The following is a 21,037-nucleotide window of genomic DNA, read 5'->3' as shown; positions in this document are numbered from 1 at the left end:
GTCGTCACCTACCGCGCAGCAACGGCTGCGATATGACCCGCAAATTCCGTTACAAAGGTCTTCAATGAGGTCAGATCGCTCAAGTGCCGATAGCGCCCGTCTGCCCCCGCATCACGCGGCGAGGATAGAAATGCGGCGCTGCTATACAATCCCTCCTGGACGAGACGCTTGCAAAGGATATCGTACCGCTGCGTGTAGGACGCGCCTTTGAAAGCGGGGTCAACAGGGAAATGCGGCTGCTTGTCACCCACTGGCGTATTGGACTTAGGGCAATCCTCAACCAGCATAACCCAGCCTAGGAAAGGGCGCGGTGCATCTTCACCAAATGCGCCCTCGCGGTAGGCTGTCCAGAGATCGTGCGCTGTTCCGATGGCCTCTTCCGAACGGTTGTTGAAGTTATTCCCGAAGGACGGGCCGACTTGAGACTTGAATTCCAGCGCGGCGACAAGCTCACCCTTGTTTACCACAAGCATATCCCAGAGCTTCGTTGGCCTGAAAAAACCTGGAAGAGTTAGGACACGTTGTTTCACACAGATATCAGCGAGGCCCAGCCCATTTGCTTCAATCAGGGTCTGCGCGATAGCAAGGAAGCCGTCCATGTTCTTGCCTGCCGTGACAGCCCCGCGAGCGCCTGCATCCTGATTGCCAGACTCGATCTGCTTGGCAAGGGCGGCTTCGCGATTGCCCCAGAACAGCTTTACGGCTTCGCGCGCCTGCGCTTCGTAGTCGGCAAGGTCTAGGCTCATTCTTCGGTATTTCCTTCAATCAACTTCAGCTCTTGAGGCGTGAGCCCGTAGAGTTCGGATACAATTTCGTTAAGAGCATGTCGGTTTTTGGTCTCGGCGTAATCTGCCAAACGTTGGCGCAGCTCAGCGCTCACATCTTGCCACTTCGGAAGCCTTATCTTTCGAAGATACTGCGCCTGAAAGCGAAGATATCCGCCTCTCATACGGGTGCAGTAAAGCGAGACGAACAAGCGAGCGATACCCGAGCGCATGACCGCCTGAAGCGCGTGAACGTCCCATTGGTCCGAGGTAATGAAATAGAGATTGTGGTGAGGGTATAGCTTGCCCTCTTCGTACACGATGGAGGCATCGCCCTTGATATCAGGAATGAGCAGCTTCTCGCGGTAGGTCAGTTCGGGATAGATGCGGTCGATAGTGCGATACCATCCGCTCGGGTTCTTCTCGGCCACATGACGGCCTGCGATCTGTTCCTTGCGCTCTTCGAGATAGGCACGAAGTTTGGGGAAGTCCTCAAGATCAACAAGCTTTCCATTATCACCAAATGGGTTGACGATACCCTTGCCGCGCCACTCGACATGACCTTCGAGAATATCGCGCGTCATCACCAATGGCAGTTTGCGAGACGGCTCAACATCTAGACTTTCGAAGTCGCCGATGAAGGCTTTGTCTGCACCTGTTGCAACGCCGATTCCAACCTTGCAGCCCGCATCCTCAAGGGCAGGAAAATGCGCTTCAAGGCGGCGCACTAGCGCAAGTTCATCGAATGAATCGAGTACCCACGGTTCGCTGCCTGCCGTGACATTCTCTATCTCGCGTACCTGACTTTTCTTTGGGAGGCTAGGAGCCGTCAGATCGGCTGCCAGCTTCTCTAGTATCTTCCCGTCGATCTGTGGGCGAGCGTAAACGCGGGTCGCCCCACCCTTGGCCTTCTCGATGACGGTGATCGCAGGATACGCACTCACCTCGACATGGAAGGCATCGACTCCATACATATCCACATAGGTCGCGAGAACGTAGTTTTCGCTGACCAATTCGCGGAGCTTCTTGCCGTATTTGTTCTTCATCCATCGGTCAGCGCAGATGAACCCTTGCTTGCCACCATGCGCCAGCAAGGCAAGCGACCGTTCGATAAACGGTACATAGATATCGGCGCGGTCGTAGATTGTCTTGTAGCGCTGACGGTATTCGGCCATCAGAACATCAGGGATGGCCTCCTGGCGCACATAGGGTGGGTTGCCGACAACGTGAGTGAACACGGGCGCAAATTCCGCCAAGAGAAAATCGCCCTGATAGAGCCAAGCGTTACACAGACGCGCGGCATCCTCATGCGATAGTCCGCCCTTTTCCAAGCGCTCTACTACCAGCTTTCGCGTTCCTTCGAACGTTGAGCGGTGAAGCTCGATGGCGCAAATGGAATTCACAAGCGCCGCGTAGGTGAGTTTGCCCTCACGTTCGGCGGAGAGAAGAAGACGTTCGATTGCAGGTACGAGGAAGTCACCATCACCGAAGGATGGCTCAAGCAGCCGATACTCCGAGAGTGATGCATCGACAGTGTAGCCCGTCAGATCGAGGATGAAATCAACTACTTCGCGCTTCGTGAAAATCGCCCCGCGCTCTTCGATTCCACCATCGACAGCCAACTTCTCAACGGCTTCGGTCACAGGACAGAAGCCAGGGAAAGCGGGCTGAAGGGTGAGCGCTGCGGTCACGGGCGATTCCTTATCGAACATTCAGAGAACACATTCCCTTTGATAGCATAGCTAGTGCAAGCCCTGCTAGGGTTCCCTAGATATGGAAGCGCTTTATCCCCACAGAATATTCCTAAATGTTTGACGTGCATCTCTGTCGTGATCGGGTTCAGCGCCACCTTGCCTATCTCGGAGCAGACTGCTTCTCAGAAAATCGCAAAGCCTGGGCCATCGAGATCGTGGACTTTCGACGAACCAATCACCTGGCTCAGAGAGCGAATCCTCGAAAGGATCGTCTCGATGTCGTACTGCGCGAGTTCGGCTCTCAGGCCATCAATCTGTTTTTGATAGGCTGAGGCGAGTGTTGTGAGAACTTGGTCCGTGAGCCCCGCAACTGCGGGAATGAGCGGCTAGGTGCCATCGGGCTTTGACATTCCGGCAGAAGCTCCAGCGCCAACCAACAGCCCGATCCGTTTCCGGCCCTGCGCGACGATCGTCCCAAGCGCCGCCATATACTGATCGGGATTATGAACACTGACAGTCAACTTACGCTCCCTCAACACTTGCTTCTGCATCCTCGCATCTAGCACTTGGTTCAATATTCCACGCTCGATCTCGCCAGTCTACGGTGGCCACCTGAAAAGGCTCTGGCTTTCTAACCGCATAGAAGCTTGTCTCACTTGTTGGGAACGGAGCTTGGATTGTGCGCGCAGTGGGGCCCTATCGTGCGCCTGTATCCCGCTAGGCCGAAACGCCTTGCCTCCGCCATGCGGGAATTAGAAATGTCAGCTTACTATGTCAATTTCATCAGGTTCATGTTGGCGTATGGATGCTGTCGGGGCCACTGTCTTATCGCGTCCTGATCAGTATTGAATTTGCGGTGTTTTCGCGCAGGGTGCACTTTACGCATCCAATTCTTCCATCTTTTCCAATTCCAACCGCGCCTTTTCCTCATTCAGTCGCCATCGTCTTTTGACATAAAACGCGAGCGCCTTGCGCGTTTCGATCAGCAAATGCGTCTTGTCGTCAAAGCCGTACTCCAGCCGGACGGCCTGCGCTTGTGCATCGGATAGATCTGAACGCGGGCGTATCCACAAGCGCACCAAGCTGTTCCAGTCCGTGTCAAATCGCAGAGGGGCAGGCCTCTCCCGCGTTTCCATCTGGGTTTGTTTCGCTATTCGTATTGGGAGATAATCGCGGTACGCTTCGTGATTATAGCTCCAGGCGCGGAGATAAATTGACTCTCCGTCAAAATGAAACTGAACTGGACTGATCCACTGGGGGTCGGAGAGGCCGCTTGTCATCGAGGTGTAGGTGATCTGGATGTCTCGTTCGCCCTTCATCGCGCGGTAGAGCTGTGCGACGACGGTGGAATCCATCACGCGAGTGGGAAGCGGGATGCTCGCGCCAAGCGATGCCGCCTTGCCATCGAGCAATTCGAAAACCTGTTCCGGGCCCGTGTTAGTCAATGGGCGCTGGTCACCGGTCGAGAAATAGGCCTTCTCTGCGGCGTCGTAGACTGGCGGCGTATTCGTCAGCGAGAGATAGGTTCGAAAGTCAACGGCAGCCTGTGCCATCGAGATATTGAAGCGTTCCATCAAGTCGCGACGGTTCGCCTGACCTCTCCAGGTCAGGCATTGGTCGAGGAACAAAATTCGCTCGCGTTGCGCGTGTTTGAGGTCTTCTAGGCTCATGCAAGAAGCAGTACTTGACTCGGCTCACAAAGTCCATACATTTACTATACGTATAGAAAGTGGATTGATCGGATGCGAATACTTCATACAGCAGATCTGCATCTGGGGCGGCAGTTCATGGGGTTGAGCCTCGAGGAGGATCATGGGGTTATCCTGGGTCAGATCCTTGAAACGCTTGTGGCCGAACGGGCCGATGTTCTTGTCATCGCGGGGGACGTTTTTGACCGTGCCTCGCCGCCCAATTCGTCGATCCGGCAGTTCAATCGTTTCCTCAAGCGCGTGGCAGAGGAGACCGAAGCCGCTGTGGTGATGATCTCTGGAAACCACGATTCTGGCGACCGGATCGAGGCAATGTCTGTCTTTTCCACCGCGTCTCGTGTGCTGGTGCGCGGGATTGCCGACGCGGTGGAGGCACCGCTGATGCTGCATGACGCGCATGGCGAGGTCGCCTTTTCCGCACTGCCTTTTTCCTATGAATACGCCGCACGCGAGGTGTTCGGGAATGAGAGTATCAGCACGCCAGCGGATGTCATCGCGGCCCAGGTCTCCGCAGCGAGGGGTCAGGTGCCCGAAGGAGCGCGTTGGGTCGTAGTGGCTCATGCCTTCGTTGCAGGCGGCGCAGTCGGTGAGACCGAGCGCGCACTGACACGGGTCGGCGGGATCGAAACTGTGCCCTCTGATGTCTTCGACGGGGCGGACTATGTTGCACTAGGACATTTGCACAAGCCGCAGGAAGTGGGCGCGAGCCATATTCGTTACTCCGGCGCACCGCTCGCTTTCGGGTTCGACGAGGCAGGAAACGAAAAATCCATGACGGTCGTCGATCTGCAGGCTGAAGGGGCCGAGATCCGCACCGTATCGTTCCGACCGATCCGGCAAGTGCGCTCGCTTACCGGGGAATTCTCGGAACTTCTGGATGGAACGCCGTCTGACGATTTCATCCAGGCCATCCTGACGGATGAGAACCCTCTGATCGATCCGATGAAGCGGTTGCGCGCGACCTATCCCAATGCTTGCCATCTTGCCTATGCCCGGCAGGAGCGCGCGGCGGAGACCGAGGCGCTCGGCAGCGGGCGGGCCACTGTCACGCCGATCGAGATGATTGGCGACTTCGTGAAGGTTGTGCGCGGCCGGGAACCAAACGCCACCGAAGTCGCGATCGTCGCGGAAAAGCTCCACGCAGTAGCCTCCGGGGAGGAGCAGACATGAGACCCATTCGCCTATCGCTTCAAGCCTTCGGGCCGTTTGCGACAACCGAGGTAGTCGATTTCCGGTCCGCGCTGGAGACGGGTCTGTTTGGAATTTATGGTCAGACCGGCGCGGGAAAGTCGACGCTGTTTTCGGCGATGTCCTTCGCGCTATTCGGGGCGCCGACGAAGACTGATCAGGAACCACGTTCACTACGCTCGGATCACGCCGCGTCGGATCTGCCTACCGAAGTCGAATTTGTCTTTGAGCTGGGCACCAAGGCCTACCTGATCCGTCGTCGTCCGGCGCAGGAACGTCCGAAGGCCCGCGGTGAAGGGACCACTGAGGACGCGGCGGAAGCCTCGTTATTCGACGTCACCGGGATTCCGGTGGACACTCTTGGTCCGAGTCAGTCCGGCCGTGTTATTGCGGAAAAGAAGGTCTCGCTAGTAGGGCAGCAGGTCGAGGCGCTGCTTGGCTACGGGGCAGATCAGTTTCGACAGATCGTGCTCTTACCGCAAGGCAAGTTCGAGACGTTCCTGGCCGCAAAAACGGATGCGCGGGTCGAGATATTGCGGGATCTCTTCGACGTGAAGGTCTATCGCGATCTCGCCGCAAGGCTGAAGGAAGAAGCCTCAGCGGCAGAACGAGCGTTGCGCGACCAGCGCGCGCTCTACCTGGCTCGACTCGAGGAACGCGGGTTCGAGAGCACCGGAGCGCTTGAACTTGGGATTGCCGCAGCCGAAGCCCAAGTCGAAGAAGAGCAGGGCGTTCAGCGTGGTGCGGAGATGGCAAACGAGGCTGCGCGTAAAGCTCTGACCGAAGGCGAGCAAATCGAAAAGGCATTTTCTTCTGCCGACGCGGCACAGCAGGCTGTCGATGATCTAGAAAAGAAAACGATTGAGGTCGAAGAGCTGGCCAAGCGCATTGAGGCTGTCCGGAATGCCTTGCAGGCCCGTGATCTTGAGACGGCTTGGCGCGATGCGGAGCAGGATAGCCTGAAAGCGGTGGAGGCTGTCACGAAGGCCGAGGCGGAACTCAACATCGCCACTGGCGCGAAGGAGTTGGCGAAAAAGAAACTTGCTGAGGCACAGTCTGGCGAGGACCGACGGCAACAAGTTCAGGCTGACCTGACAAGGTTGGAGGCGATCGAGAAGCAGGTCGGGCAGGCAGCGGATCTTAGAAGCGCGTTTGACGACGCTGTGAAGGACGAAGCTTCAGCGAAGAAGGCTCTGACCGAGGCCATTGATGCCCGAGAGAAGCTCAAGTCTCAGCGCGATGCGACCGATCTGGCGCTTGATCAAGCGCGAAAGACCGAAACGGAGCGAGGCCAGCTGACCGGTGAGCTGGCCGAGGTCAACCGAGAAAGGGTCAAGGCAGCGGCGTATGCTAAGGCGCAAGGAGCTGTCGCGGATGCCCAACATGATGTCAAAGCGGCAGCGAGCGAACTGACGACAAGGACCGACGCGGCGCAAGCCGCTGATGCGACCTTGGTAGATGCCGAGGCACGGCTTTCGCGCACGCAAGCGATCATTCTCGCGGAAAAGTTGACCGAAGGGGCGCCCTGCCCTGTCTGTGGTTCCCATGATCATCCTGCGCCTGCCCATGGTGCGCCTGAACAATCTGGTTTGACAGAAGCGTTTCGGAGCGCTCAGGTTCAGGCGAGAATCGCCTCCGAAGCCAGAGTTCGGGCCGAAAGCGACCTCGGCAATTTCCGAATGCGGCTCGACGAAAAGAAGCGGGCGCTGGAGGAACAGGAGCGCCCTGAGCGCACGTTGGCGGAACTCGAAGCCGAAATCGCGCGGATTGAAGGCACCGTCGCCACGCTTGGAGAGGCGGTTGATCTGGACGCGATGGCGGAGCAGTTGGCCGAGCTCAAGCGCAAGGTGACTGAGGCAGAAACCGGCGAGGCTTCGGCGCGCACCGCTGCGGGGAAAGCCGAGACCGCTCTTGCCGGCGCGCGCGCCAAGCTGGACACAGTGATTGAGGCCCTGCCGGAAGGTCTGCGCACGCCCGAGGCGGTTGTCGCTCGACGGGAGGCTTTGCAGAGAGAGCAAAGGCAACTCTCCGAGGCGCTGGAAGTGGCGACGCAACAGGACCGAGCCGCCAGTGAGGTGCTCACCCGTTCGCAAGAGCAGCTAGAAGCAGCGAAGCGGGCGCGCGACGGGCAGCAGCAGCGCGTGAAGAAGGCACAAGGTGATTTTGTCGCTAGGCTTACCGAGGTTGGGCTGGACAAAGCGGGATATGATGCTTGCAAAAGCCATTTCCCGACTCTAGACGCCGACCGCAAGAAGGTGACCGATCACCGCGATGGATTGATCGCTGCTCGCACGACATTGCAGAACGCCATAGCCGCTTGTGCAGATCGTGAACGCCCGGATCTTGCCCCGCTACAGCTGGCGTTGGCAGACGCCACCCAGACCTTGAACGCGGCCAACGCTGCACTTGCCACAGCGAGAACGGATGTATCGTCACTGACCAAATTCAAGGAATCGCTTGCCGCGGCTCTAACCGAAACCGAGCGGCTAGAAACCGAGACTGGTCCGCTCCGTGGGCTGGCCGATCTGGCTAACGGCAAGAACGATTTCAAGATGACACTCGAGACCTTCGCGATCGGAGCAATGTTCGACCAGGTTCTCGAGGCGGCGAATATGCGGCTCGATCCCATGACTCGCGGTCGATACCGGCTGGCGCGCGGGATTGAAGCATTGGGTGGGCGCGGCAAGCGCGGGCTCGAAATCGAGGTCTTCGACATCAACACCGGCAAGGCGCGCCCGACAGCCACGCTGTCAGGCGGCGAGACCTTTATCGCGGCACTGGCCCTCGCGCTTGGCCTAGCCGATGTGGTCGAGAGCCTTTCGGGCAGGATTCGGATGGACACAATATTCATCGACGAAGGCTTTGGGAGCCTCGACACCGAAAATGGGGCGGGCACACTGGATCAAGTGATCCAAGTTCTTGCCGCGCTGACAGAGGGCAGTCGTGCCGTGGGCCTGATATCCCATGTGGGGCTGGTGCAAGAGGCTATTCCACAAGGCTTCTACGTGCGTTCGACCCCAAGCGGCAGCCGGGTCGAGGAAAGGAGGGGGCTGGGATGAAGGACCGTTGGTATTACCGGAAGGCACACACCCGCCGTCTGTCGACAGGGCGCACGGTATCCGTTCGCGGCGGTTGGGCAGTTCGAGGCGATCGTGAAAGCAAGAAGGGCGCATCTTTCAGGCGGACTTGTCCAATATGCGGGGCGCTGATCGTAAGCGTGGGCATGCCCAGAGGAGGGTGGGTCCATTTTGAGGGCGGCAAAGGGCTGACACGTATTAAACATCCGTGCCTGCATCTTGGTGAAGGCCTGAGCAGGCGGCGCGACGAAGACACGCCAGACCTTTTTGAGGCGAGGCTGCCATTTTGAAATGTCACTGATTAAGCTTGCGAAAAGTTGGCTCCAATCCCACATATAGTATCTAGAAGCAAACCAAACACTACATGGAGGATGATATGGCAGTAAATCGTAAAGGAACTTCGACCAAGGTTGCCTCGCTTGCAGCAGACACCCTTTTCAAACCTGGCTCTTCACAGATCGCCCGCAAGCTTGCCGGTTCGGCGTTGTCTCAATCCAATACCAATCGACAAACGGGAGCGAAAATGGAGGACCTCGCTTCAAAGGTACTTCGCAGCGATCGCTATTCTGAAAAGACAAAGGCACTTGCCGGTTCGGTGTTGTCCCAGTCGAACAAGAAGCGCTGACTGTAGACAGTATATAGTGGTTTCGGGCTCAAGCGCTACAGGCCGTGTCTCAAGTAGGTAGCGCTTTGGGTATATCATGAACAAACATTAAACATTCTGAGTTGAGCAGATGCGGGCATTTATTTCTTATTCTCATAACGACAAGGCCGCGCTTGATCGGCTGCACGTCCACCTCAAGAACCTTACAAGGGAAGGGCGTATTGAGACCTGGTATGATCGCAACATCTTGGCTGGTGGCGAACTGGACGCTGAAATTGAACGGGAACTGGAGGCTTCCGACCTGTTCCTGCTCCTGGTGAGCCCCGACTTCATCGCATCCGACTACTGTGTCGAGCGCGAAATGAGACGCGCGCTTGAACGCCACGCCGCAGGGACCGCACGTGTAGTGCCGATCATCGTGGAGGAATGCGATTGGAAAGCGATGAGGGAGTTGCGCCAACTGAAGGCCGTGCCGACGGACGGCAAGGCGATCAGCGCATGGGCCAATCCAAACACCGCTTACCTAAATGTCGTGCAGGAACTTCGACGCATCATCGAAGATGAAGCCGTACCTGCAGCTGCGGCGAAAGTAGCCGATGAGCCATCGGCCACACGCCCCTCGATGGCGCGCTACCGCGCAAAGCGGCAGTTCGACCAAATCGACAAGGGTGATTTCCGCGATGCTGCCTTCGCCACCTTCAAGGATTACTTCCGACGAGCGATCATCGAAATGGACTCAATCGATGGATTGCGCGGACGTTTCGTTGACAGAAGTGCGACCTCTTTTGGGGCAACGGTTGTCAACAGCGGACATCAAAATGGTACGGCCCACATCTCGGTGCACTGCCGTAGCTCGCAGGTCGCCCTGGGCGATATTTACTACTCGTTCAGCGAAAACGCCGGTGACAACACAGCAAACGGCGGTTTCAACATTTCGGCCGATGATTACGAGCAATTCCTGATTCAAACCATGAACGTCTTCGGTAGAGCTGACGAACGGCTGACTCCAGAGCGAGCGGCTGAGGTGCTCTGGAATGAGTTCATTGGTAACGCAGGTATCAGCTATGACTGAGCGTGTTCATTTCCGCTACAACAATTGTGGGCACCGCTTCGAAGTCGAAGTGCTTGATGAGTATGAACGTCGCGAGGCCCGCCGTGAAAAGCGGCCGACTAGCGCGGTGCATTGTCCCGAATGTTATCGAACCGATGTCCGGAGGGGTTGGGAATGAAGGCTCGTGAGGGAGACCACACATGCGAAGCACTTTGAACGCAAAATCAGCCGCTCTCGCCGAGGAGCCGAAAGGTACGCTGTTTCTCCTCAAGAGGTACGGCCATCAGCCGATCTATGGCATTAAGCTTTCCGAACCATTGGATCAGCCCAACGACAAACCGACGGTTCTGCTATTGAACCCTGACTTCGGGCGTGAAGGCGAAGCCAATTGGCATCGGATATTCCAATGGGAAGCGGACGAGTGGTGTATCTCCTTTGGAACCGACTGGATATTGCAGCCTGATTTCGCGGCTTCTTCGCTGTCTGAGATGAACGATCCGCAGCAAGAGGCATGCCTGACGATCGGGCCCCAGGGCATTCACTTCCGTGCGGCACCTGGCGACGGATTCCGGGTCTCCTATCGCCACTTCATCCATGTTGACACCCTAGATCCGGTGAAGGATCTCGGAAATGCCGCCTTCCACCTCAACGGGTACCGAATCTTCTTGAACCGAGAGGATTGGGACAATGGGCGCTCCCCGATCTTTCAGCACGGCGTCTAGGCGACAGCCAGCTCTCCTTCGAAGCCAGGAACAGATAGTTGCTGTGTCATAGGGTGATCGTTGCGCCAAGTGTGTCCGAACGTTTCACCGATATCGCTGCACTCAAGACGTCGCTAATCTGCTTTCAATCCGTTAACGTTCAATGGCTTCGTCCACCCGGCAGATAGAACTCCGTAATCCCCCGCTTCCCCTCTGCTCGTCCCAGCTGGACGATCACATCGATGGATTTCCGGATGTATTCCCGCACCTCGGCAAAGGTCAGCGGCGTCCCGGCTTGCAGTACCATGATCGCCAGCCGGTCGATGGCGAGTTCTGCAGTTTCGGCGTGGATGGTCGAAACCGACCCGCCATGGCCGGTGTTGATCGCCTCAAGATAGGTCAGGGCTTCGGCCCCGCGCAACTCGCCGACGATAATCCGGTCGGGGCGCATGCGGAGGGAGGCCTGCAGAAGGGCGTTGGCGCTACGTTGTGAACCGGCACCGCGGTCGGCCAGGAGGGCGACGGTGTTGGGCTGGCCGGGGAACAGCTCGAAGGCGTCCTCGATGGTGATCAACCGCTCGTGCTCGCTCACATGCGTCAGAAGGTGGCGGGCGAAGGTGGTCTTTCCGGTCGAGGTGCCGCCACTGATCAGGACGTTGAGCCGCGCTTCGACAAGGGTCTGCAGTGCGGCCTCGAGATTTTCCTCGGCAAGACTGGCGATGTTCTTCATCTTCTCGGCGCGGAGCGCATCCAGCGAGACGGCCTTGCCGAAGAGATAGGCCGGGGCGTAATCTCGGACGCTGCCCGAGGCAAAAAGGCGGATGGTGATCGAAGCGCCGCGATCGATGGCAGGCGGCACGGCGACTTGGACCCGAAGCGGACGGCCTGCATATTCTACCTTGCCGGAGACGAGGGGGTTCTTTTCAGAGACGCGGGCCTTGGCATCGCCGACGATGGTCTGGGCCATGTTGAGGGCTGTGGTCCGATCCACGGTCTGACCTTCGTGGCGCATGGTGGCGTCGCCTGCGACCTCAAGCCAGACCTTGCCGTCCGGGTTGATCGCGATCTCGACCACGTCATCGCGTCGCAAGAGGTCGCGGAACGGGTCGAGATAGCGCTCGAGATATGAGGCTGGCGATGCCTGATCCATCAATAAATCACCACATCCCGGTCGACGAGCACGGTGACCGAGGCTCCCTGATCGACATAGATCGTCGGCGCGATCGACACCTGGTCGGCGATGACCGAGCCGACGGCATCCTGCAGGTCGCTGCCGACATCGCCCAGAACGATGCTGGTGGTTTCATTGTTGGCGCTCTCGGCTGCCACGGCCGGTGCCGCCCCGATCACGGAAATCAGCGCCGCACCTCCGAAGCGCTCGGCGAACTTGGTGTCGACGAGGCCGGTGAGGCCCGACCGGCCAAGCTGGTCCCCGCCAACAGCGGCGATTTCCATTGAGGTTCCGTCCGGTGTCAGGACGCGGGTCCAGAGAATGAGGATGCGTTTCTGGTGCATCTCGATGCCAGAGCGGTATTGGCCAAAAAGGCGGGAGCCCCGGGGGATCAGGATCCGGTCCCCGGAAAACGCCGGGACCGGTTCGGAGACAACCGCCACAACGGAGCCCGGCAGGTCGCTGTTGATGGCGGTCTGGAGCGCGGCCTGGATGACGGACCCTTGGGTCAACGTGCGTTCGGGGTGGGTGAGGCGGGTGGCCTCCTGCACTTCGAGCGGTCGCGCACTCTGCAGGAACGCCTCATTGCCCGAGAGGACCGGCCCCTCGGTGCCTGCGGCGGCAGGTTCGGCCACCGCCGCGCCACTTTGGCCGCCACGCGGACCATCGGCATAGACCACGGCGGGGGATTTGATCTGCGCGGTCAGAAGCTCCTCGGCGACCCGTTCGGCCTCGCGCTGGCGCTGTTCCTCTTCCTGCCGGCGACGTTCTTCGAGTAGGCGCTGATCGGCGATCAGCCCCTCGCGATCGAGCTCAGCCTCGAGCCCCTCGCGCTGCGCCCGTTCGGCATCGAGCATCGCCTGCAGCCCCTCGATGCGGGTCTCGGTCTGGCGCTGCAGGTTGGCCAACTCGGCCTCCTTCTCCGCTATAAGTGCTTCCAAAGCCGCCTTCTGTTCGTCGAAGGCTTCGCGCAGGTCCGCGACGGCGGACTGGATTTCCGAGTTGCGCGCGGCCTGGCTGGCGGCGAGGGCCTCGCGGAGCTTGGCGATCTCGGCCAGCACTTCGGCGCTCGGTTCCGGGGCAGGGGCGGCGGGCACATCAAGCGCTTCCTCCACGGCAATCAGCGCATCGTTGACCCGTTGCTCGGTCTCATCGGGCGGGAACTCCAGCCGTCCGCCGGTGCCGGGGCGGCGGTCCTGGAAGGTCTCGACATCGGAGGTCTCGAGTGCGCTGTCGCCCTCCTGCAGACCGGTGGCCAGGAAATACGCGACTCCGGCCCCGCCGAGGGCGAGGGCAGCGGCGAGTGCGCCGACCCCGAGGCCGTTGCCCCGGCGTTTGGATTTGCCGCGCTGGCTGAATTGATCGAGGCGGTCCTGAAGATCGGGAGGGGTTTGATCGGCCATGGTCAGTTGCTCACATAGATGGCGCTCTCGTCGCGCCAGGCGCAGATCGCCTCATCGCCAATGCGCAGCGTCCAATAGGTGTTCACCCCGAGCACCCGGACCGTGTTGCCTTGCTGGGTCCAGTTCACCGTGCGTTCGCGACCCTGGTCATCGGCCTTGAAGAGGGCGGGCTGACGGGCGCTTTCCGGGAACACGAAATACGTATAGCGCCCGTCGTCATAGATATGGCTGGGGCGGAAATCCCCTTCGCCCGAGACGCGGTAGTTGTAGTTCCTCGGCGCCTCGAAGCCTTTGGGCTGGGTCGCACCCGCCGCGCGGCGCTCCTCATCGGGGTAGCGGAAGCGCACCTCGAAGAACATGCCGGTGCGGTTCGGGATCGAACCCTCGCGCAGATGGAAAGAATAGGTGCGTCGGTTCGTGATCACCGTCATGTTGGTCGAGGCATTGGCCACATGCGGTTTGATCGTGAGCACATTGCCAAGCTCGGGGATTGGATCGACCTGGAAGCTCTCAGTGTCGCCGACGATCACTGCTTCAAACCGCTCCCCCGCCCCGAAATGAATCGTCGTCGAATGCCGAAGATCGGTTTCGATCCGGTAGACCTGGTTTTCATTATAGACGGCGGTGCGAATGCGGATATCGAGCGGGCCGCCTTGCGGCGTGGCCTCGGCGAAGGCAGCAACAGGAAGGGCAAGCGCCAGAAGGAGCGCGGGCAGGGTTTTCATCTTGGTCAGTTCTCCAGGGTCTCGGCGTCGACGCGGTAGGAGGTCACCACGAAGCCCAAGGGGTTGGCCCAGACGTCCTGAAGGCGCTGGCGGGTTTCGGGTTGGAAGTCGTAGCCGACAGTGGCGACGTAAGACCGGGTCACGGTGCGGGTGTCGCGGGGGCGGCGCAGCGTACGGGTGAAGCGGACCTGGGCCACGCCGCGCTCGATCTGGTTCACCGATTTGATCACCACCTCGATCTTGGCGTCGCGGCCATAGACGGTGATCGGGTAATCTTCGTTGGTGGAGGACCAGAGATCACGCAGCGTGCGGGCGGCATCGCCGTCCGAGCGATCGAGCACCGAGTTGATACGCTGCTCGCCATCGGTCAGGTCATAGGTTTCGCGGTCATCGACGTAGGCCACGAGATTGGCCTGGATGATGGCATCGCTCTCGGAAAGCGTCAGGGCCTGAACGGCGGCGACCCGATCCATCTCGCCGGTTTCCTTGTCGACCACGACCACGAAGGTCTCGGTCGATTTGAGCGGGAAGAGGCTCGCGCCCGCGACCATGCCGGCCACGCCAACCAGCACGCCGGCCGCCGCGACAAACCAGGCGAAACGCTCGCGCCGCCGTGGCCCGTAGATGAAATCCGCCTCGAAAGCGTCGCGGTCAGGCGCGGAGGAACTGGTCACAAGCTTCTTCAAAGTCGTCGTCTTTCACATCAGGGTTTGCGGAAGGCCTTGGCGGCAGAGAGAAGCGCGCCCGGGTTTTGCCGGATCATCTCGCCGGTTTTGACCACGCCCGCATTGGCCATCTGATTCAGCTCGTGCGGGGACTTGCCGGTGACGAGGCGGGAGGTCGCGCCGGTGCCATACTGGCGCGTGTTCACGAAGCCCTGACGTGCGAGGCCGGTCAGACCCACGGCATTCGAGGCAATGCCCACCACGCCGGTAAGGTTGGAGGCGATGTAGGGCACCGAAGCCATGATCCCGGCGCTGAGGATCAGGATCACGAGGAAGGGCAGGATGAGGCTGACGGTCTCGACATCGCCCGGATCGGCGGAAGCATCCCCAATGGCCTCGGCGATGGCCACGATGATGCCCGCAGCCCCGGCAGCGGCGACGGGCATGAGCGCATAGCCGATGGTGGCGCGGGTCCAGGCCTCGAAGAGGGACTGGGTCGGTTTGAAGAGCGAGGTCACGATCATGAAGGGGGCGATCACGATCATCAGCGCGAAGACAATGCGGGCGAAGGCGATGATCCCTGCGGTGACGGCCGCGAAAACGGCGGAAAGGACGAAGAAGATGGCACCCAGAACCGCGCCGAAGACCCAGCCCGCGCGATCCCCGATCGTGTCGCCATAGGCGGTGATGCGGGCGACCATGTTGTCGAGGCTTTCATAGACGCCAGCTTCGTCGCCCGAACCGGTGAGGGCCAAGATGGAGGCGCCGATAGAGTCGGGGACCTGGGTGACGATGCCATAGATGACGCTGAAATTGTCCCAGCTCTGCGCGAAGATCCCGACGAGCGCGATCTTCATGCCGAAGGCAAAGCCAGTGCCGAAGGGCAGGGGGCGGAGTTGCATCACCGCGTTGATCCCGAGAAGCACGACGAGGAGCGTCGCGCCCGCCGAGATGACATTGCCGACCGAGGCTGCCGAGGAGACAAAGCCGTCCTGCGCCACGGTGTTCACCGCGGCGTCGACCTGGCTCAGGATATCGCGAATGATCCCCATCTATTCCGCACAGGCCTCCACAACTTGCGCCTCAAGCGCGTCGGCCTTGGCGTAGAGCTCGAGCACGTTGAAGGGCAGGCGCGGGTTGTCCGAGGTCTGGAACCGGGGCAGGGCGGCAAGCGCCTGATCCCAGGTGAACTGGTCCAGCAGGCAGGTGCAGGTTTCCGTGGCGAGGGCCTCTTCGGCAATCAGAATGCGCAGGATCGCGCGGTAGCCATTGCGCAGATAGGCGGTTTCGGCCAGATCGGTGGGCGGTTTTGGGACTCGGCAGGCGTCGGCCTCATCCCGCGCGATGGCCATTGAGCCAAAGGGTGTGTCGCCGGACGGGTCCGTGGTCGGGGTCTGGGCCCGCACGGCACAGGGCAGGGATGCCAGGACCATCACCGCGAGACCAAGCGCCCTAATTGGAGCCAAGCTGTGGATCATGGCTTGCCTCATGGATCCACCGCCATCGAGCGGAACTTGCGCTCGTCCGCGAGGGTCGCGGCATCGACAACGCCAAGCTGGCCGGCACTGACGCCTTGTGCCGCCTCCAGCCGCCAGATCTGGGTCAGGATGATGCCAAGCTCGGCGGTGACGCGGGTGTTGAGATCGACGGCAGCCTTCAGCCCGTTCTGATCGTCGATGAGCCCGACCATGGTCTCGAGCCGCTCAAGGCTTTGGCCCGCTTCTTCGTGGCTTTCCTGTGCCGCGACGGAGAGCATGGCACTGGCCCCGGCCGAGGTGGCGATGCGGTTGTCTGCGGGCTGATCGGAGTCCGAGAGCGTGCTCAGGCGCTCCGAAGTAAACCCACTGCCCGAAAGCACGCGCTCGACCGAGGCCGAAAGCTCGGCGCCGGGATTGAAGCCGCTCAGAAAATCGCCACTGGCCAAAGACTGCGCGGTGTTGAGCGGGGCGACGAGCTTGCCGCGAAGGGCGCGAAACTCCTCGACCGTGGCAAAAAGCTCACCAAGCCCGCTGCCCTCAATGAGCGAGGTCAGTTGCGCCTCGAGGTTGGTAAGCTGCGACAGCTGGGTTTCCAGTTCCAGCCGCATGGTGGCGAGCTGCTGCATTTGGACGTTCAGGTCCTCGGCCATGTGCTCGAGCTGGGCGACGAGTTGGCCAAGTTGCGAGCCATCGAAAGTCGGAACGCCTTGGGCCGAGGCGGGCGAGGCAAACCCGAGTGTGGCGACCGCCGCGGCGGTCAGGAGAAGCTGTCTCATTCGGGAACTCCCATCTGCATGAAGTCGCGCTCGGCCAGCCGGTCGGCGGTGAGGTGCTGCGCATAGGCCGCCTCGCGCTGCTGGTTTGCCGCCATCAGTCTGACGCGGAGGTTGAGGATGCGGCCGATCTCGGCCTTGGCGTAGGTGTTGAGCTCCCAGGCCGCCTTGGCATTGGGTTGGGCATCGATCTGCAGGATGATCGCGCGGAGGCGGTTGATGACCTGTTCGGTCGTGGCGGAACTGTCTGCGGCGTAATAGACGCCCGCCTCGGAGATGCTGGCATATTCGGCGAGGGCAAAATCCGAGGGCGAGAGCGTGCCAAGTGCGTCGGCGCCCCCCACCACGGCCAGATATTCGTTGTAGAACTTCGAGATGTTGCGCACGTAGCCTTGCGTTTCGGTGAAGGGCGGCACGCCGCCGTATTCGATGACCCGGCCGGGGCCTGCGTTATAGGCCGCAAGCGCATGGGGGATGTTGCCGAAACGGTTGAGCTGGGTCGTGATGTAACGCGCGCCGCCCCGCAGGTTGTCCTTCACGTCATAACGGTCGACGCCAAGGTCGGAGGCGGTGCCGGGCATGAGCTGGGTCAGGCCGTATGCCCCGACCGGGCTTTGAGCGGCGACGTTGAAGCGGCTCTCCTGCTTGATCAGGGCCTGGAAGAGGCAGCGCCATTGGGTGGGTGAGAGACCGGCACGGGCGACGCCTGGCGCGCCCGCATATTCGCTCGCGACTTCGACGATCATCATCTCGACCGTCTCTCGGCCTTCGCCGAAAAGGCGGCTGTTCATCGGGTTTGGGTCGGTATTGGGATAGACCGCCGCCACCCCGAAATCCGCATTGCCCTCGAGCGCGCGGATATCGAAGCCGGGCCCGGTGATCGCCGCGGTCATCTCATCGAGGACGCGCAGCTGGTCGGCTTGCACGTCCGCCAGAGTGGACTCCGTCCGATCCTTGTCCTGCTGGACGCCCAGATCCTCTGCGAGCGCCGTCACCCGGGCGATGGCGCGGCCGATCGCGGAACTGTCCTGCGTCGGCACGCCTTGGGCGAGAGCGGGCAGCGCGCCGAGGCCGAGGCAGAACCCGGCGGATATGATCGCCGCGCGGCTCATTCCTGACGCGGCAGGGGCTCGAAGCTGCAGTCGTGCTTGGCTGCCTGCTGAACCGGTGCGCCCATGGTCGAGAACGAGACGGTCGAGCGCGTCACCTGCGGCTCGCCATTGCGTCCGAAGCAGGGCGAGGTTTTCTCGGTGTATTTCTCGCAAGCGGCCAGAAGGCTAGCGGCGGCGCAAAGCGCCAGGAGGGGTTTTGAACTCATATCACATGTCTCCAGAAATCGGGATTGGCGCGCCAATCGGCAGGCACACGCGCCTCGCCCGTGGCGCCGCCGCCAAGGATGGGAAGGAGGTTGCCCAAGGCGGAGAGGTCGGCGTCGACGAAGACGCTGTCACCCGCCGAGCGAACGAGCGCGATGCGCTGGCCAATGGTGGGCTGCACGAGGAGGGCAGCCTCCTTGGCGTTCACGCGCAGAAAGTCGTAATCGGAGATGGTGGCACGGTCGTTCGGGAAAAGGATCTGGGTCGGCACCGTTTCGACGATGGTTTTGCCGACGCGGCTGTCACGCAGCTGGCTCGGATATTGCGTCATCATGATCACGACGCAGTTCATCTTGCGGAGCGTCACCAGCCAGTTTTCCAGCCGCGCCCCGAAGTATGGATCGTCAAGCAGCTTCCAGGCCTCGTCGAGCACGATGATCGTGGGGCGGCGATCCTCGACCACGCGTTCGATCTGACGGAAGATGTAGGAGAGCACCGCCATGCGCTCGGTGGTCATGTCGAGAATCTCGGTCATGTCGAAGCCGATGATGTCCGAGGCCAGTTCAAGCCCGGCTCCCTGTTCCGGCTCATCGAAGACCCAGCCATAGCGCCCGCCCGGGGCCCATTCGGCGACGCGGGACTGCAGCTCGCCATCGTCATCGAGCGACTGAAACAGGGTCTCGAAACTCGCGAAGCGTCTGAGCGAGCCCTCGGCATGGGCATTTTGCGCGACCGCGCTCTGGATGTGGCGGGATTGCTCGCCCGTCAGGGTTCCGTTCCGTGTGAGAAGTGTCGCAAGCCAATCTGAGAGCCAGGCGCGTCCACGTTCATCGATCTCGGTATCAAGAGGATTCAAGCCCGAAGGCACCCCGGCACGGATTTCATTATAGCGCCCGCCAAGGGCTCGTACGGCCATCTCAAGCCCGCGGTCCTTGTCGAAGAAGAAAAGTCGCGCGCCGACGCGCTGCGCCTGCGCCGCGAGGAAGGCGGTGGTGAGCGTCTTGCCGGTGCCGGTGCGTCCCAGCACGAGCGTATGGCCAACGGTGGGTTCCTTGCCCGGGTTACCCGCCTCGTGAAAATTGAAGCGATAGCTCGCGGTGCCGACCGTGGGCAGGACCGAGATGGTCTGACCCCAGGGAGACTGGTCGGGGTCACGTCCCTCGACGCTGCCGTGAAGGGCCGCGAAATCGGCGAAATTGATCGAGGAGATCGGAGTTTTGCGCGCCCGGTAGCCGAAGTTGCCGGGGCTTTGCGCGAAATACGTGGCCTTCAGCGCCATGTTCTCTCGCACGATGACCGACATGATCTCCTGCCCAACGCGCTTGATCTGGGCCGCGGCGCGTTCGAGCATATCCCGGTCGGGCGCATAGACGGCGATCGACAGGTGATGATCGCCGAAGGCGATGCGCCCTGCTTCCTGGTCATCGGCGGCCTGGCCCAGTTGCTCGCGCAAGGAAACGGCGGCATCGTCTGAGGCGTGCATCTGGCGGATGATGCGCTGGATGCGCTCGGCCATGATGTTGTTCGGGATCGGGCTGAAGGAATTCGTCAGCACGATGTCGAGGGGCAGGTCGAGCGCATCGAGAAGCGTGACATCCGTGAGTGCGGGATAGGTCTTCATCGAAAAGAGCGCGCCGTATTTGACTTGACTGGTCACGGCGTCGGTCAGGGTGACGACGTCGCCGTCAAAGGTGGCGCGGCAATTGCTCAGGGTGTGCGAGAGGGGCAGGGCGCTTTGCCCGAAGGCGATGGGGGAGAATGCCCCAGTGTTCAGCGTATTGAGATAGCCCAGCCATTCGCCGCCCGCCTTGGTGAGCCTGACCGGGTTGGCGGAAGCGAGGGCCACCTCGAAGAAGCCCATGACCTCGTTCAGCTCCTGCATGCGCGTCGCGCGGTCCTTGACCCAGGCCTTGCGGGCCAACGCGCGCAAGAGCGGAATGCGGGCCGAGATGTCGGGCCGCCGGATGACGCTGAGATAGAGCTGACGCTTGGCCGGGCGGAGGTCTTTGACATGGGCCTGCCAGCGGGCATCGATCGCGGCAGCGAAGCTGCCGCCCTCGATTGTACGCATCCCGAGATCTTGCGGCACGGAGATCCGGTGGATGTAGAAGCCAAAGGCATTGCCGGTCTGGGCGACGATGGCGGCGACCGCGCGTTTGAGCGCATCGAGCCGGGCATCTTCCGTAGTCATCGGGTTCAGCCCGTCGAGGCGCAGGGTCGCCAAGAGATCGCCTTCGCGCAGGACCATGACATCGTCATCCGCGAGCGCGAAATACGGCAGATGCTCCGCGAGGTAGCTCTCCCGCGCGAACTCCCTGCCGCCCGCTTGATGCAGCGCTGTTCCGTGAGTGGAAAGAGTGCCTGCATCAAGCGCCAAAGCTGTCGCCTCCATGCAAGGCCCGGTTCTTCGTGGGGCGCACCGATCCATAGGAGACGCGCAGCACTTCGAAGAAATGCGGCTCGCGGTCGGCAACGAACCAGAGGATCGGATAGGTGACGAGCCCAATCAGGAAAAACACCATCGACTTGGTCCAGATGAACGGCAGAACGACCCCGGTCGCCAGCACCACAAGGTATCCGACGGGCAAGCCCAGATACTTGGGCGGACGGGCGAGGCCCAGAAAGAGGGGGGATCGTTCTGCCAACTAGATGCTCTCCCGCTCAGCAGAAATGAAGAATCCGTAGGTCGTCTCGAGGCAGCGTTTGCCGAGCAAACGC

General features: G+C 60.7%; 20 protein-coding genes. 5 read left to right on the top strand and 15 right to left on the bottom strand.

All coding sequences use genetic code 11. From position 1 onward, the window contains the following. Window positions 1-8: 8 nt before the first annotated feature. The 4 genes from TRIHO_RS20765 to TRIHO_RS20750 form a co-directional block, all read right to left on the bottom strand. On the bottom strand, window positions 9-746 hold the full coding sequence (locus tag TRIHO_RS20765; RefSeq protein WP_068248355.1) for a PaeR7I family type II restriction endonuclease: 738 nt from the start codon (window positions 744-746) through the stop codon (window positions 9-11). Next, a complete protein-coding gene (locus TRIHO_RS20760; protein ID WP_173677711.1) occupies window positions 743-2,476 on the bottom strand; it encodes an Eco57I restriction-modification methylase domain-containing protein in 1,734 nt (577 codons plus the stop codon). The genes TRIHO_RS20765 and TRIHO_RS20760 overlap by 4 nt, the downstream gene beginning before the upstream one ends. Before the next feature lie 368 nt (window positions 2,477-2,844). Beyond that, the gene (locus TRIHO_RS24330) at window positions 2,845-2,979 is read right to left on the bottom strand and encodes a hypothetical protein (protein ID WP_269745368.1); all 135 of its coding nucleotides are present in this window, start codon (window positions 2,977-2,979) and stop codon (window positions 2,845-2,847) included. Between the two features lie 357 nt (window positions 2,980-3,336). Beyond that, window positions 3,337-4,128 (bottom strand): WYL domain-containing protein, encoded by a 792-nt coding sequence (locus TRIHO_RS20750; RefSeq protein WP_123585478.1) that lies wholly within the window; start codon window positions 4,126-4,128, stop codon window positions 3,337-3,339. A 72-nt stretch (window positions 4,129-4,200) separates the two neighbouring features. Between TRIHO_RS20750 and TRIHO_RS20745 the strand changes: the two genes are divergently transcribed. From TRIHO_RS20745 to TRIHO_RS20725, 5 genes are all read left to right on the top strand, one after another. Then, window positions 4,201-5,337 carry an exonuclease SbcCD subunit D gene (locus tag TRIHO_RS20745; RefSeq protein ID WP_068248350.1) on the top strand — a complete coding sequence of 379 codons (1,137 nt, stop codon included), beginning with the start codon at window positions 4,201-4,203 and terminating at the stop codon, window positions 5,335-5,337. Then, entirely contained in the window at window positions 5,334-8,414 is a 3,081-nt protein-coding gene (locus tag TRIHO_RS20740; protein WP_068248347.1) for an AAA family ATPase, read from the top strand. The genes TRIHO_RS20745 and TRIHO_RS20740 overlap by 4 nt, the downstream gene beginning before the upstream one ends. A gap of 394 nt (window positions 8,415-8,808) precedes the next feature. Next, a complete protein-coding gene (locus TRIHO_RS20735) occupies window positions 8,809-9,057 on the top strand; it encodes a hypothetical protein (RefSeq protein ID WP_068248382.1) in 249 nt (82 codons plus the stop codon). A gap of 109 nt (window positions 9,058-9,166) precedes the next feature. Further along, window positions 9,167-10,108, top strand: a complete 942-nt coding sequence (locus TRIHO_RS20730) for a toll/interleukin-1 receptor domain-containing protein (RefSeq protein ID WP_068248344.1) — start codon at window positions 9,167-9,169, stop codon at window positions 10,106-10,108. Between the two features lie 179 nt (window positions 10,109-10,287). Continuing rightward, on the top strand, window positions 10,288-10,809 hold the full coding sequence (locus TRIHO_RS20725; RefSeq protein ID WP_068248343.1) for a hypothetical protein: 522 nt from the start codon (window positions 10,288-10,290) through the stop codon (window positions 10,807-10,809). Window positions 10,810-10,948: 139 nt separating this feature from the next. Here the strand turns inward: TRIHO_RS20725 and virB11 are convergent, their stop codons facing one another. The 11 genes from virB11 to TRIHO_RS20670 are packed head-to-tail and all read right to left on the bottom strand — an operon-like array spanning window position 10,949 to window position 20,964. Continuing rightward, the gene (virB11, locus tag TRIHO_RS20720) at window positions 10,949-11,938 is read right to left on the bottom strand and encodes a P-type DNA transfer ATPase VirB11 (RefSeq protein ID WP_068248342.1); all 990 of its coding nucleotides are present in this window, start codon (window positions 11,936-11,938) and stop codon (window positions 10,949-10,951) included. Beyond that, a complete protein-coding gene (locus TRIHO_RS20715; protein ID WP_068248339.1) occupies window positions 11,938-13,362 on the bottom strand; it encodes a TrbI/VirB10 family protein in 1,425 nt (474 codons plus the stop codon). Before TRIHO_RS20715 ends, virB11 begins: the two co-directional genes overlap by 1 nt. A 2-nt stretch (window positions 13,363-13,364) precedes the next feature. After that, window positions 13,365-14,087 carry a TrbG/VirB9 family P-type conjugative transfer protein gene (locus TRIHO_RS20710; protein WP_068248336.1) on the bottom strand — a complete coding sequence of 241 codons (723 nt, stop codon included), beginning with the start codon at window positions 14,085-14,087 and terminating at the stop codon, window positions 13,365-13,367. 5 nt (window positions 14,088-14,092) lie between these two features. Beyond that, the gene (locus TRIHO_RS20705; RefSeq protein WP_040179430.1) at window positions 14,093-14,773 is read right to left on the bottom strand and encodes a virB8 family protein; all 681 of its coding nucleotides are present in this window, start codon (window positions 14,771-14,773) and stop codon (window positions 14,093-14,095) included. Between the two features lie 17 nt (window positions 14,774-14,790). Then, window positions 14,791-15,804: a type IV secretion system protein gene (locus TRIHO_RS20700; protein WP_068248333.1), complete on the bottom strand. Its 1,014-nt coding sequence runs from the start codon at window positions 15,802-15,804 to the stop codon at window positions 14,791-14,793. Further along, window positions 15,805-16,230 carry a hypothetical protein gene (locus TRIHO_RS20695; protein ID WP_082705261.1) on the bottom strand — a complete coding sequence of 142 codons (426 nt, stop codon included), beginning with the start codon at window positions 16,228-16,230 and terminating at the stop codon, window positions 15,805-15,807. Between the two features lie 8 nt (window positions 16,231-16,238). Continuing rightward, on the bottom strand, window positions 16,239-17,006 hold the full coding sequence (locus TRIHO_RS20690; RefSeq protein WP_068248332.1) for a type IV secretion system protein: 768 nt from the start codon (window positions 17,004-17,006) through the stop codon (window positions 16,239-16,241). Beyond that, window positions 17,003-18,115: a lytic transglycosylase domain-containing protein gene (locus TRIHO_RS20685; protein ID WP_068248331.1), complete on the bottom strand. Its 1,113-nt coding sequence runs from the start codon at window positions 18,113-18,115 to the stop codon at window positions 17,003-17,005. Before TRIHO_RS20685 ends, TRIHO_RS20690 begins: the two co-directional genes overlap by 4 nt. Next, window positions 18,112-18,321, bottom strand: coding sequence for a hypothetical protein (locus tag TRIHO_RS20680; protein WP_068248328.1), 210 nt, complete (start codon window positions 18,319-18,321; stop codon window positions 18,112-18,114). The genes TRIHO_RS20685 and TRIHO_RS20680 overlap by 4 nt, the downstream gene beginning before the upstream one ends. After that, entirely contained in the window at window positions 18,318-20,711 is a 2,394-nt protein-coding gene (locus tag TRIHO_RS20675; protein ID WP_173677712.1) for a VirB4 family type IV secretion/conjugal transfer ATPase, read from the bottom strand. The genes TRIHO_RS20680 and TRIHO_RS20675 overlap by 4 nt, the downstream gene beginning before the upstream one ends. Further along, window positions 20,686-20,964: a type IV secretion system protein VirB3 gene (locus TRIHO_RS20670; RefSeq protein WP_068248320.1), complete on the bottom strand. Its 279-nt coding sequence runs from the start codon at window positions 20,962-20,964 to the stop codon at window positions 20,686-20,688. Before TRIHO_RS20670 ends, TRIHO_RS20675 begins: the two co-directional genes overlap by 26 nt. Between the last annotated feature and the right edge of the window lie 73 nt (window positions 20,965-21,037).

Source organism: Tritonibacter horizontis (assembly GCF_001518015.1).
Classification (GTDB): domain Bacteria; phylum Pseudomonadota; class Alphaproteobacteria; order Rhodobacterales; family Rhodobacteraceae; genus Epibacterium; species Epibacterium horizontis.
This window is presented reverse-complemented; position numbering and strand designations above follow the sequence as displayed.